This window comes from Mesorhizobium sp. M1027 (assembly GCF_040318745.1).
GTDB lineage: Bacteria > Pseudomonadota > Alphaproteobacteria > Rhizobiales > Rhizobiaceae > Mesorhizobium.
Genome location: NZ_JAMYMW010000001.1, coordinates 521,727 through 534,554 on the forward strand (window position 1 = coordinate 521,727; position 12,828 = coordinate 534,554).

At 63.9% G+C, this 12,828-nt stretch carries 10 protein-coding genes and 1 riboswitch; of the genes, 3 read left to right on the plus strand and 7 right to left on the minus strand.

Features of this window, described 5'->3' with window-relative positions; translation table 11 throughout:
- Positions 1-112: 112 nt before the first annotated feature.
- The gene (locus NKH50_RS02500; protein ID WP_254818398.1) at positions 113-1,078 is read right to left on the minus strand and encodes an RgsD C-terminal domain-containing protein; all 966 of its coding nucleotides are present in this window, start codon (positions 1,076-1,078) and stop codon (positions 113-115) included.
- Positions 1,079-1,234: 156 nt separating this feature from the next.
- Between NKH50_RS02500 and NKH50_RS02505 the strand changes: the two genes are divergently transcribed.
- The gene (locus NKH50_RS02505) at positions 1,235-1,819 is read left to right on the plus strand and encodes a nitroreductase family protein (RefSeq protein ID WP_352876469.1); all 585 of its coding nucleotides are present in this window, start codon (positions 1,235-1,237) and stop codon (positions 1,817-1,819) included.
- A gap of 18 nt (positions 1,820-1,837) precedes the next feature.
- Here NKH50_RS02505 and NKH50_RS02510 read toward each other — a convergent pair whose 3' ends face one another.
- Together NKH50_RS02510 and NKH50_RS02515 are read right to left on the minus strand one after the other, a co-directional pair.
- The gene (locus tag NKH50_RS02510) at positions 1,838-2,719 is read right to left on the minus strand and encodes an HpcH/HpaI aldolase/citrate lyase family protein (RefSeq protein ID WP_352876471.1); all 882 of its coding nucleotides are present in this window, start codon (positions 2,717-2,719) and stop codon (positions 1,838-1,840) included.
- Positions 2,720-2,721: 2 nt separating this feature from the next.
- Positions 2,722-3,174, minus strand: a complete 453-nt coding sequence (locus tag NKH50_RS02515; protein WP_352876473.1) for a MaoC family dehydratase — start codon at positions 3,172-3,174, stop codon at positions 2,722-2,724.
- Positions 3,175-3,326: 152 nt separating this feature from the next.
- Between NKH50_RS02515 and NKH50_RS02520 the strand changes: the two genes are divergently transcribed.
- Positions 3,327-4,448 carry a DUF2336 domain-containing protein gene (locus NKH50_RS02520; protein WP_352876475.1) on the plus strand — a complete coding sequence of 374 codons (1,122 nt, stop codon included), beginning with the start codon at positions 3,327-3,329 and terminating at the stop codon, positions 4,446-4,448.
- Positions 4,449-4,616: 168 nt separating this feature from the next.
- Here the strand turns inward: NKH50_RS02520 and parE are convergent, their stop codons facing one another.
- The gene (gene parE, locus NKH50_RS02525; protein WP_352876477.1) at positions 4,617-6,668 is read right to left on the minus strand and encodes a DNA topoisomerase IV subunit B; all 2,052 of its coding nucleotides are present in this window, start codon (positions 6,666-6,668) and stop codon (positions 4,617-4,619) included.
- Between the two features lie 274 nt (positions 6,669-6,942).
- Between parE and NKH50_RS02530 the strand changes: the two genes are divergently transcribed.
- Complete coding sequence (locus tag NKH50_RS02530) at positions 6,943-8,112, plus strand: GGDEF domain-containing protein (protein WP_352508743.1); 1,170 nt, start codon at positions 6,943-6,945, stop codon at positions 8,110-8,112.
- Positions 8,113-8,184: 72 nt separating this feature from the next.
- Here the strand turns inward: NKH50_RS02530 and gcvP are convergent, their stop codons facing one another.
- The 3 genes from gcvP to gcvT are packed head-to-tail and all read right to left on the minus strand — an operon-like array spanning position 8,185 to position 12,504.
- A complete protein-coding gene (gene gcvP / locus NKH50_RS02535; protein WP_352876479.1) occupies positions 8,185-10,995 on the minus strand; it encodes an aminomethyl-transferring glycine dehydrogenase in 2,811 nt (936 codons plus the stop codon).
- A 16-nt stretch (positions 10,996-11,011) separates the two neighbouring features.
- Positions 11,012-11,380 (minus strand): glycine cleavage system protein GcvH, encoded by a 369-nt coding sequence (gcvH, locus tag NKH50_RS02540; RefSeq protein ID WP_352508741.1) that lies wholly within the window; start codon positions 11,378-11,380, stop codon positions 11,012-11,014.
- A gap of 5 nt (positions 11,381-11,385) precedes the next feature.
- Positions 11,386-12,504 (minus strand): glycine cleavage system aminomethyltransferase GcvT, encoded by a 1,119-nt coding sequence (gcvT, locus tag NKH50_RS02545; protein ID WP_352689967.1) that lies wholly within the window; start codon positions 12,502-12,504, stop codon positions 11,386-11,388.
- A 147-nt stretch (positions 12,505-12,651) separates the two neighbouring features.
- Positions 12,652-12,738, minus strand: a riboswitch (glycine riboswitch).
- Positions 12,739-12,828: the final 90 nt, after the last annotated feature.

Below are 12,828 nucleotides of genomic sequence, written 5' to 3' on the forward strand. Positions count from 1 at the left end.
AATTGCTCGAGCGGCTTTACCGGGCTGTCGTCGATCCGGCTCTGGTCGTATGGCGTGGCCACGCGCAGTTGCTGGCGCGCCGCATGCGCAAGGCAGCTTAGAGGGGCGCGGCTTAGTCGGCGCCTTCCTCGGAATCGATGGCCGAAGCCTCTGTGGCCAGAACCTCGATGTCCTGGTTGTGCCCCGCCACCACCGTAAAATCCTTCTGGTAGATGCGGTCGCGGTTCTTGGCGATGATGGTGTAGTCGCCCTCGGCCAGCACCATCGAGGCAAAGGCACCGACGGTTTCCTTGATCGGATCGCCGGATTCGTTCAGCAGCGACCAGGAGGTGTCGGCGATCGCCTCGCCGCCCGGTTCGCGCACCAGCTTCATCGTCATCTCGGCCGCACGGTGCTCGACGGTCGCTTCAGTCAGCTTGCCGGCCTCCACGCGGATGTCGGAGCGGATGACCGCGTTCACAGCGCCATAGGTCGAAACAACGTGGTAGGTGCCGGCATTGAGCCGCACGACGCTGTTCGGCTCGACATCGGGTATGATCAGGGCGCGATCGCCGTCGGCCGCGGCGTGGCTCTCATAGATCGAGAAGCGCAGCTTCTTCGGTGGTATGCGTACCCCGCCGGACAGCACGGCATCAAGCTTGAGGCCGCCTGCATCGAGCACGAGGCTCTCGCGCTTGGCTTCCTTGCCGACGGTGATGCGCTTGGTGGCGCCGGCCCGCCCGTAGGAGGCGTGGACCAGATACGAACCCGGCTCGAGCTGGAACACGGCGGTACCGCCATGAGCGGAGGCGACCATCGGCAACTTGCCGTCGCTGGCCGATTCGGGCTTGAAGACGCGCCAGACGATGCCGCGCGTGATGTCGGCGCCCTTGTCTGTCAATTGCGCCGACAGCGTGATTGCCCCGCTGCTCCCCAACACCAGCGATGTCTCGCTTTTCGGAGGCGCATAGCCCGAAATTCCGGGAAGTTTCAGTTCGCCGAGGCCGTCCACATCCTGGGCGACGGCGAGCGAAACCGGCACCATCAACAGTGCGGCAGCGAGCCATATCAGGAAAAGACGCAATGTCCCCTCAAACATGCCTTGCGTTGAAGCCCAAGGCGGTGGCAATTTCAAGGCTTAAGAGTCCGGTCGGCTTCTGCTACAGGGCTCTTTGTCCGGCGCGCTGCGCCAATGCCCAAGCCGCCCGATGTCCCGATGGTGCGCTTCAGCTCAAATTCCAGGAGACTTGCGCCCATGGCGTCGCCGATCATCGATTTTCTGCTGACCCGAAATTCCGCGCCGATCCCAGATTTGAAAGAGCCGGCACCGGGCGATACGGAGATCGCGACGATGATCGCCGCCGCCTCGCGGGTGCCGGACCACGGCCGGCTGGAGCCCTGGCGTTTCGTCCTCTATCGCGGCGAAGCTCGCGTCGAGATCGGCAAGAAGCTGGCGGCACTTGCCGAGCAGCGTGAAGGACCGCTGCCGGAAGGCCGCCGCAACCAGGAATTGGCGTGCTTTTCGCGGGCGCCGCTGGTTATCGGCGTGATCTCGATCCCCAGGGAAAATCCAAAGATCCCGCAATGGGAGATGTTCCTGTCCGGCGGCATGGCCGCGATGAACCTGATGCTCGCCGCCAATGCGCTGGGCTACGGCACCAACATGATCAGCAACTGGTATTCCGACGTGCCCGAGGGCAGGGCGATCCTCGGCCTGGCGCCAGATGAGCGGGTCGTAGGCTTCGTCCATATCGGCTCCTACCAGGGGCCGGCACCGGAGCGGCCACGGCCCGATCCGGCAAAGCTCTATGCCGATTATTCGGGGCCGTGGGTGGGATAATTTCGGCGCGAAACAGACCTAAGCGCCAAGCCCAGCTACCCTGGCCCGCGCCAGGAGCCGCTCGGCGAGCTTGAGATGCGGCCGGTCATACATCTTGCCGTCGATGCCGACGACGCCGGGGTTTCCCGCCGCCTGAAATGCCTCGACGATCGCCAGGGCGCTTTTCACCGCTTGCGCCGAAGGCGTGAAGGCGGCGTTGATGACCGGCACCTGCGCCGGATGGATCGCCATCTTGCCGGTGAAACCGTCGCGCTCGGCCTCGGCGCATTCGGCCTCGAAGCCCGCCATGTCGCGAAAGTCCGGAAAGACGGTGTCGATTGCCGCGACTTCCGCGGCACTTGCGGCAAGCATGGTCATGGTGCGGGCGAGGCGGAACACATCCGTGTAGCGGCCATTCGCGTCGCGCGTCGCGCGCGCGCCGATCGCCGCCGACAAATCTTCCGCCCCCCAGGTGACGCCGACAAGCCGCGCGCTTGCACGGGCGTAGGTCGCTGCGGCCAAGACCCCTGCGGCCGTTTCTGTGACGATCGGCAGGATCTTTATAGCTCCATCGGGCAGGCCGCTTTCAGCTTCGTGCACCCTGAGCTTGGCCGAGAGATGCTGGACATCCAGTCCGCTGTTCGACTTAGGCAGCATGATGCCATCTGGTTTTGCCGGCACGAGCGCCGCCAGATCGTCGTCGGTCAGTCCGGTCGAAAGATCATTGACGCGCACATAGATCACGGAGCTGGTTCGGTGCCTGTGCCCGGCGATGAAACGCGCCGCTGTGTCGCGCGCCAGATCCTTGTTCTGCGCGGCAATCGAATCCTCGAGGTCGACGATGACCACGTCGGCGCCCACGCCAAAGCCCTTTTCGAGCTTCTTTTCCGAATCGCCGGGAACGAAGAGCAGTGAACGCATCTTCACACCGCCTTTTTCATCATCATGGCTTGCCTCGTGCATTTGGCGACCAGCACGTCGTTCTGGTTATAGGCGCGGTGCTCGAACTCGACGATACCGCGGTCCGGTTTCGACCTGGAATCGCGCACCGAAACCACCGTGGTTTCGACGCGAATGGTGTCGCCGTGGAAGACGGGGTGCGGAAACACCGTCTCCTTCATGCCGAGATTGGCGATGGTGGTGCCGACGGTGATGTCGTTGACCGAGATGCCGATCATCAGGCCCAGCGTGAACAGCGAATTGACCAGCGGCTTGCCCCATTCGCTCTTGGCGGCGAAATCGAAATCGATGTGCAGCGGCTGCGGGTTCAGCGTCATCACCGAAAACAGCATATTGTCGCTTTCGGTCACGGTCTTGCGCAGCGCGTGCTTGAACACTTGGCCGACAGCGAACTCCTCAAGATAAAGCCCGGCCATGGTCGATCTCCTCTGCTGCCTAAGGGTTGATAGGCGTTGCATATCGGGCTCGCAAGCCAGTTAACGAACATGGTGAACCGTTCGTAAACCATTTGTGCCTACGGTCGCGACAGGGGCCAGAAGCGTTCTGGCAAAGGGCGTAAGCAGGCGACATGGTCGTTTCGCATTTCCTGAAATGGATCCACACGGCGAAGGTGTCGGAGCGCGTTGCAGCGGCAAGCGCACTTGCTCGCGCCTATGTCGATTCGGACCTGCCTTTCGAGGACCGCTGCGCTGCGGAGGCGGCGCTGACATTGCTGCTCGATGACGCATCGTCGAAGGTGCGACTGGCGATCGCCGACGCGCTTTCCATGAGCCATCATGCGCCGCCGCAGATCGTCAGCGCGCTGGCCTCGGACCAGCCGGAAGTCGCAGCCCTGGTGCTGGCGCGGTCGCCACTGCTTACTGATGCCGACCTGATTGATCGGGTTGCCGGCGGCCAGAAAGCGACGCAGAAGGTGATCGCCGACCGGCCGCGGGTGTCGATGTCGGTTGCGGCGGCGATCGCCGAGATCGGCGAGCCGGAGGCCTGCACCACGTTGCTCGCCAACAGCGGCGCCGACATCGCATCGATCAGCTTTCGGCGCATGGCCGAGCGGCACGGCCATCTGCCTCTGGTGCGCGAGGCGCTGATTGCCGACGCGCGCCTGCCCGCCGATTGTCGGCATTTGCTGCTGGTCAAAGTAGGCGAGACGCTCAAGGGTTCGCCGCTGGTGCTGGCGCTGATGGGCGCCGCAAGAGCCGAGCGCGTCACGCGCGATGCCTGCGTCAAAGCTTCCGTGACATTGATCGAAGGCACGCGTGCCGAGGAACATACAGCGCTTGTCGAACATCTGCGTCTGCGCGGTGACCTGACCGCAAGCTTCGTCATCCGCACCATCGCGCACGGCAAGGTCGATTTCTTTGGTTCGGCCCTGGTCGCGCTCAGCCAGCAATCCGAACAACGGGTGAGAGCACTGCTGGCCGGCGGCCATGACGTGGCGCTGCAGGCACTGTTTCGCAGCGCCGGGCTTGCCGCCGCCACCCACGCCATCATCCTGCGCGCGCTGAAGGTCTGGCGCGAGGTCGCCAATGGCAAACGCCTCGCCGGCGTCCAGGAAGTCAGCTGGTTGATGCTGAAGGAATTGGGCGGGCAGTCCGCCGCGGGCGATCTCGCCGGGCTGATCAAGTCGATCCATCTCGACGCGTTGCGCGAGAACGCGCGCGGGCACGCGCTGGCGATCGCGGCTGCCTAAAGCAATTCCAGGAAAACTGTGAAACGGTTTTCCGTCCGGAATTGCTTCAGAACAAAAGAAAGAGCGGTTCGGCGTTTCCGTGAACGCTGAACCGTTCCAGGCCTCGTCCTTCGCGAAAATATCCGGATCGCAACAACCGCCGTCTGTGGCTCACCTGGCAGAAGACGCTCAGATATCCAGCACTTCCGTCTCGGCGAATTCCGCGCGTTCCTGGATGAAGCGGAAACGGGCCTCGGGCTTGGTGCCCATCAGTGCGTCGACAGCATCCTTGGTCGCCGCCTCGGCGTCGATCACATCGACCCTGAGCAGCGTGCGCTTTCTCGGGTCCATGGTGGTTTCCTTGAGCTGGGCGGCCATCATTTCGCCCAGCCCCTTGAAGCGGCCGATTTCGACCTTACCGCGCCCGGTGAATTCGGTGCGCAGGAGTTCGTCCTTATGCGCGTCGTTGCGGGCATAGCCGACCTTGCCGCCTTGGCGGATCGAGTAAAGCGGCGGCACCGCCAGGTAGAGATGGCCGCCGCGGACCAGGCTTGGCATCTCCTGGTAGAAAAAGGTGATCAGCAGCGAGGCGATATGGGCGCCGTCGACGTCGGCATCGGTCATGATGATGACCCGGTCGTAACGCAGGTCCTCGTCGCGATATTTCGAGCGCGTGCCGCAGCCCAAGGCCTGGATCAGGTCGGATATCTGCTGGTTGCCAGCAAGCTTGTCGCTGCCGGCACTGGCGACGTTGAGGATCTTGCCGCGCAGCGGCAGCACCGCCTGGCTGGCGCGGTCGCGCGCCTGCTTTGCCGAACCGCCGGCCGAATCGCCCTCGACGATGAAGAGCTCAGCGCCGGCGGCGGCATTCTGCGTGCAGTCGGCGAGCTTGCCGGGCAGGCGCAGCTTGCGCACCGCACTCTTGCGCGACACTTCCTTTTCCTGGCGGCGGCGCACCCGTTCGTCGGCGCGCGCGATCACCCATTCGAGCAGTTTCGAGGCCTCCTGCGGATTGTCCGCCAGCCAGTGGTCGAACGGGTCGCGGATGGCGGTTTCGACGATGCGGATCGCCTCGATCGTCGCCAGCCTGTCCTTGGTCTGGCCGACGAATTCCGGTTCGCGGATGAACACCGACAGCATGCCCGCCGCCGAGATCATCACATCCTCGGAAGTGACGATCGAGGCGCGCTTGTTGCCGACCAGATCGGCGTAGGCGCGCAAGCCGCGCGTCAGCACGTTGCGGAAGCCGGCCTCATGCGTGCCGCCTTCGGCGGTCGGAATGGTGTTGCAATAGGAATTGATAAAACCGTCGCCGCCGAACCAGGTCACGGCCCATTCGAGCGAGCCGTGACCGCCCTGCTTCTCGCTCTTGCCGGCGAACATTTCACGGGTCACCTGGAATTCGTCGCCGAGCGAGGCTTTCAGATAGTCCTTGAGGCCGCCCGGAAAATGGAATTCTGCCTTGGCCGGCGTCGTGTCCTTTTCCTTGATCAGCGAGGGATCGCAGGTCCAGCGGATTTCGACGCCGCCGAACAGATAGGCCTTTGACCGCGCCATGCGGTAGAGCCGCGCCGGCTCGAAAGCAGCACCCTTGCCGAAAATCTGCTCGTCTGGATGGAAGCGGATCTTCGTGCCGCGCCGGTTATGCACGTCGCCGAGCTGCTCAAGGCCGGTCACCGGAACGCCTCGTGAGAAGCGCTGGCGATAGAGCTTGCGCCCAATCGCGACCTCGACCTCGAGATGGTCGGACAGCGCGTTGACGACGGAAACGCCGACACCGTGCAGGCCGCCGGACGTCTCGTAAACCTTACTGTCGAACTTGCCGCCTGAATGCAGCGTCGTCATGATGAGTTCGAGCGCCGGCTTCTTGAATTTCGGGTGCGGATCGACCGGAATGCCGCGGCCGTTGTCGGTGACTGACAGGTATCCGTCGGCGGAAAGCTCGACATCGATGAAGGTCGCATGGCCGGCGACCGCCTCGTCCATCGAATTGTCGATGACCTCGGCGAACAGATGGTGCATCGCCTTGTCGTCGGTGCCGCCAATGTACATGCCCGGGCGGCGGCGCACCGGCTCCAGCCCCTCCAGCACCTCGATGTCGGCGGCACTGTAACTCTCGCTGGCGTCGCGGGGCGCCGGCCGCTTCGCCGCCTGCACCAGCGGATCGGCCGGGCGCGCGGCGGCGCGAGCAGGCTGAGGCTGCTTGTCCAATTTGGCGAAAAGATCGTTGTTGTCGTCCATGCCGGTCCTGGATTCCGATGCTGCGAATCACCACCCGATACTGCCACGCTTTTCGCGGGCAGGCGACGGAGGTTCCTGTTACGTTCGAGGATAGAGCCTCTTACTGCAAAACCATTCGACAGCCAAGCGGCGGAAATGGGGTCGAAGCTTGGAGCATCGACGCTTTGTAAACCTTGTCCGAAGGTTACGCCGGAAGACTGGCTGAAAAAACGGTATTTGCGGACTGTCGCTGACCTAGAATGCAGCGGAACGCTCACGAGGCTGTCGCTTACGCATGTTGGATTACAGTTCGCTCCTGCTCGCGGCGGCGCTGTCGGGCACGTGCCTTAGCATCACAATGTTTGCGATCTGGTTCACCGCGCCACAGGCACGCTTTGTGCTGACGGTGGCGTGCGGCATTCTCGTGCTCGTCGCACATGTGGTGCTGTTCTGGCATTACACCAGGGATCCAAGCGCCTGGCTCTGCCAGATCGTGCTTGCGCTTCTCAGCCTCGGTTTCCTGATTATCTGCCTGTCGGCCATGCAATATCTCGGCATAGGCGATTACAGGCGCGCCATCTTGCCGACCTTGGTTGCGACGGCTGTTTGCGCGGGCGCGACGTATCTCGGGTTTGATGGTGTCGGCTTCATCGTCACCTACGCGACGGTAACGGCGCTGCTCTCGCTCATCGGGGTGATGTTCTGGATTGAGGGTGGTCACGATCGCCGGATATTGCTGGTCGTCTCGTTCCTGAGCGGCGTCTGTGCGCTGTCGTTCGGACTTTGCGGCGCGGTCCTGCTGGTCAAGGGGCAATGGGTGCTGGGTGTTGCGCCCGACAATTGGGCCGAGCGGGTGAATTCCGTCGTAGCCGTCGCCTGCATGACCGGGCTCGGCGCATTGACGCTCTCCCTGCACCATTTGCAGGCGCAGATCGAATTGAAGGCCGAGACGATGACCGATCCATTGACCGGGCTGATGAACCGGCGGGCGTTGACGGCACTCTACGGCGAGCGGGTCTTCGGCCCGTTCATGTCCGTCGCCATGTTCGACCTCGACCATTTCAAGAGAACGAACGACGTTTTCGGTCATCCGGTCGGCGACCAGGTTCTGCGCCGCTTTGCCGCTGTCATCAGGAAATACGCCAGGACCGGCGTCGACGCGTTCCGGTTGGGCGGCGAGGAGTTCGTGCTCGTCATGTCGCGGATGACGGAAGAGAAGGCCTATGACATTGCGAGCAAGATCAGCGTCGCCTTCGGCACAGAAGTCGTGGCCACACAACTTGGTCCGTTGCGAAGCACAGTCAGCGGCGGCATCGGCTTTGGCGGAACAAACGGCACCGGTCTCGACGATGTGCTGGCCGAAGCCGACGCAGCACTCTATGCGGCAAAGCGCGCCGGGCGAAATCGCGTCGTCGTTCGGGACCGGGCGAGCAAGGCCGACGGGCCGGCCTTGCGTTCTGCCTGATTGGGGTTTCTATCTTCTTGTTAGACCCATGATCTTGTCGGAAAACCGGATTCCACTTTTCGGAATCATGATCTATTCCGCCGCACCCAGATATTCCGACAGCGGCGGGCAGGAGCAGACAAGGTTGCGGTCGCCGGCGACATTGTCGATGCGTGACACCGGCGGCCAGTATTTTGCTGCCGTATCGGCATCGCCGGCGGGGTAGGCCGCCTCCAGACGCGAATAGGGATGTGTCCACTGGCCGGCCAATGCCTCGGCGGCGGTGTGCGGAGCGTTGACCAGAGGATTGTCGGCCAACGGCCATTCGCCCTTCGCCACCTTGGCTGCCTCGCCGGCTATGGCGATCATCGCTTCGCAGAAACGATCCAACTCGCGCTTGGGCTCGGATTCGGTCGGCTCCACCATCAGCGTGCCAGCGACCGGGAACGACATGGTCGGCGCGTGGAAGCCATAGTCGATCAGCCGCTTGGCGATATCGTCGACGCTGATGCCGGCGCTGTCCTTGAGCACGCGGGTGTCGAGGATGCATTCATGCGCGACGCGTCCGTTGCGCCCCTTGTAAAGCAGGGGGAAATGCTCGCCAAGCCGCGTCGACACATAGTTGGCGGAGATGATCGCCGTCTCGGTCGCCTGCTTCAGGCCGGAAGCGCCCATCATGCGAATATACATCCAGGTGATCGGCAGGATCGAGGCGCTGCCGAACGGTGCCGCCGCCACGGCATGGACCGAGCCTTCGGTGACGTGGCCGGGCAGATGCGGCTTCAGATGCGCCTTGACGCCGATCGGGCCGACGCCGGGGCCGCCGCCGCCATGCGGGATGCAGAAGGTCTTGTGCAGGTTCATGTGGCAGACGTCGGCGCCGATATCGCCGGGACGGGCGAGGCCGACCAGCGCATTGAGGTTGGCGCCGTCGAAATAGACCTGGCCGCCATGGCTGTGGACGAGGGCGCAAAGGTCGCGCGCGCCTTCCTCGAAGACGCCATGCGTCGAGGGATAGGTGAACATCAGCGCCGCGAGATTATGCGCATGCTCGGCCGCCTTGGCCTGCAGGTCGTCCATGTCGATATTGCCGTCCTCGGTGCAGCGCACAACGACGACGCTCATGCCGGCCATGGCCGCACTTGCCGGATTGGTGCCATGCGCCGAGGAGGGGATCAGGCAGACGGTGCGATGGCCTTCGCCGCGTGACAGATGATAGCGGCGAATGGCGAGCAGCCCGGCATATTCGCCCTGGCTGCCGGCATTGGGCTGCAGGGTCACCGCGTCGAAGCCGGTGATCTCCGCCAACCAGCCTTCCAGCTCGTCGATCATGGCGCGATAGCCTATCGAATGGTTTGCCGGCGCGAAGGGATGCAGGTTGGCGACATCAGGCCAGCTCACTGGCATCATTTCGGCGGCGGCGTTGAGCTTCATGGTGCAGGAGCCGAGCGGGATCATGGCGCGGTCAAGCGCCAGGTCCTTGTCGGCCAGCCGGCGCAGGAAGCGCATCATGTCGGTTTCCGAGTGGTTTTCGCGGAACACGGGCTGGGTGAGGAACTCCTTGCCGCGCGGTTTTCCTGGCATGGAACTGCCGGCGGCAACGCCGGCCTTGGCGCCGAAAAGTGCTGCGATCGCCTCCAGATCGGCTTCGGTGGAGGTCTCGTCGAAGCTGATGCCGACATGGTCGGCGTCGATGACGCGCAACAGGCGGCCCGTCTTTTCTGCGGCGGCGGCAATCGCGCCGGCTCTGCCCTTCACTTCCACAGCCACCGTGTCGAACCGGCTTTCGCCGACCACCGAAACGCCCGCTGCCTTGAGGCCGGCAGCCAGGCGGTTGGCCAGCGTGTGGACGCGGCCGGCAATCGCCTGCAGCCCGGCAGGGCCATGCCAGATCGCGTAGGCCGTCGCCATGTTGGCGAGCAGCGCCTGTGCGGTGCAGATGTTGGAGGTCGCCTTGTCGCGGCGGATATGCTGCTCGCGTGTCTGCAAAGCCAGGCGATAACCGGGACGGCCCTTGCTATCCGTCGACTGGCCAACGAGCCGGCCGGGCATCAGCCGCGTCAGCCTGTCGGAGACCGCGCAATAGGCGGCGTGCGGCCCGCCAAAGCCCATCGGCACGCCAAAACGCTGCATCGGGCCGACGGCGATGTCGGCGCCAAGCCTGGCCGGCGCATCGGTCAGCGTCAAGCCAAGCGGGTCGGCGATGAAGACGACCAGCGCGCCGGCGGCACGGGCCTTGTCGATCGCTGCCTTGTGATTGCCGTAGACGCCGAATGTATCGGGCCAGGAGACCAGCAGGGCGGCGGTGTTGTCGTCGATCACCTCGCCGTCCACCTCGATGCCGAGGGGCTCGGCGCGGGTGCGCACGACGTCCAGCGTCTGCGGGTGCGGCGTGCCGGCCAGTGCCACCTTGGTGCGCTTGTCGCGATGATGGCGCAGCGCAATGCCGACCGCTTCGGCCACCGCCGTCGCCTCGTCGAGCAGCGAGGCCGATGCCACCGGCAGGCCGGTCAATTCCGTCACCAGCGTCTGGAAGTTGAACAGCATTTCCAGCCGGCCCTGGCTGATCTCGGCCTGGTAAGGCGTGTAGGCGGTATACCAGGCCGGGTTCTCGAACAGGTTGCGCTGGATTACCGGCGGCACATGGACGCCATGATAGCCGGCACCGATAAAGCTCTTCAGCACCGTGTTCTTTGCCATCGTCGCCGCGAGCTCGGCCAGCGCTTCCGCTTCGCTTGCGGGGGCGGGCAGGGCCAGCGGCCGGTCGAGCCGGATCGACTTCGGCACTGCCTGACTGATCAGGGTCTCGACCGAAGGGACGCCGATCGTCGCCAGCATGGCTCTGACGTCATGGAGGCCCGGGCCGATATGGCGAGCCGAGAAGGGGTAGGGTGCTGCGGTCATCTTCCTGGTCCTGCTATCAACCAATATGGGCTTTGTAAGCGGCTTCATCGAGGAGCCCATCGAGCTGGCTCTCATTGGCCAGCTTCATCTTCCACAGCCAGCCGTCGCCGGTTGCCGCCGAATTGACGAGCGAAGGATCGGCCGACAGCGCGGTATTGGCCTCGGTGATCTCGCCGTCGACCGGCGCGTAGACATCCGATGCGGCCTTGACCGATTCGACCACCACGGCGGTGTCGCCCTTGGCTAGCTTTCTGCCCAATTCCGGCAGCTCGACAAAGACGAGGTCGCCGAGCTGCTGCTGTGCGTAGTCGGTGATGCCGACCGTGGCGACGCCGCCCTCGACGCGAAGCCATTCGTGATCTTCGGTGAAATAGGTCTTTGCCATTGAAATCATCCTTTGCGGTAGCGATGGGGCGTGAAGGGCAAGGGGTGGATGTCGACCGGGATTTTCGTCCCGCGGACATCGGCGAACAGTTTTGCGCCGGATTTGGCAAGCGGCGTCTGGACGTAGCCCATGGCGACCGGATGACCGGCCGAGGGGCCGAAGCCGCCAGAGGTGACATGGCCGGCAGGGTTGCCGTCGGCATCGAAAAGGGCAGCACCGGCGCGCACCGGCTGGCGGCCTTCCGGCTTCAGGCCGACGCGTTTTTGCGCTGGACCACGCTCCAGGATGGCACGCAGCGCATCGGCGCCGATGAAGGCGCCCGAGGCGCGAACCTCCTTGGGGATGGCCCACATCAGCCCGGCGCTGGCCGGATCGATCTCCGGCGTGATGTCCAGCCCGTGCAGGCACAGTCCGGCTTCAAGCCGCAGGCTGTCGCGGGCGGCAAGGCCGACCCACATCACCCGCTCGTCCTCGAGCAGCCTGGCGACGAGGTTTCTTGCATCCGCTTCCGGCAGGCCGATCTCGAAGCCGTCTTCGCCGGTATAGCCGGACCGGCTCATGAACCATTTTTCGCGCGGCTCGATACCGTGCATGAACACCAGCGAACCCGTCTCGATGCCGGCGCGGGAAAGGGCAGCCCATGCTTCGGGGCCCTGGATGGCAAGGAAGACGCGGTCGAGTGCGTCCACCTTCACGTCGAAATCGCCCTCTGCTTCGAAATTTTTGGCCAATGCGCGCAGATGCTTTTCGTCGGCGGCGGCATTGCCGGCATTGGCGACCATCATGAAGCGCTCGGCGCCAAGCCTGGTGACGATCAGATCGTCCAGAATGCCGGCGGCCTCGTTGAGGAAGAACGTATATTTGGACAGGGAAACCTCAAGCGCGCCGGCATCGAACGGGCAGGCGCGGTTCAGAAGCGCTGCTGCCCCCGAACCGCTGATTTCGAACAGCTTCATGTGCGAGATGTCGAACAGGCCGGCATGCTCGCGGCTGTGCAGATGCTCTTTCATCACACCGGCCGGATAGGTCAGCGGCATCGACCAGCCGGCGAAGGCGCCAAAGCGCGCACCGCCTGCCACATGCAGATCTTCGAGGGGAAGGTGTTTGGTGTCGTCGCCCGTCATGTCATCTCCAGAGTCGCACGCAAGCGGCCGCGAATGGCGACCAGTCCGTGCCCCTCTGTCTGAAGCCTGAGAGACTCGCGCCCCGTACTCTGTCGGCAGCGCTTACACCTTCGGCGCGGGGGCAAGCCCCGACTTTCCAGAGTGTCTTTCCCGTCTACGGTTCTTTTGCCTGAGAGATTTCGGGCGATTTCCCCTTCGGCGGCAGCTCTCGCTGCTCTCTCCCGCAAACAGGTAGGACTCGGTCAGGAGCCCTCGACTCGTCATCCATAGCCCGTGGACGACACCTTGTCACCTGCCAGCGACATTTTTACTGGACAGGTCGCG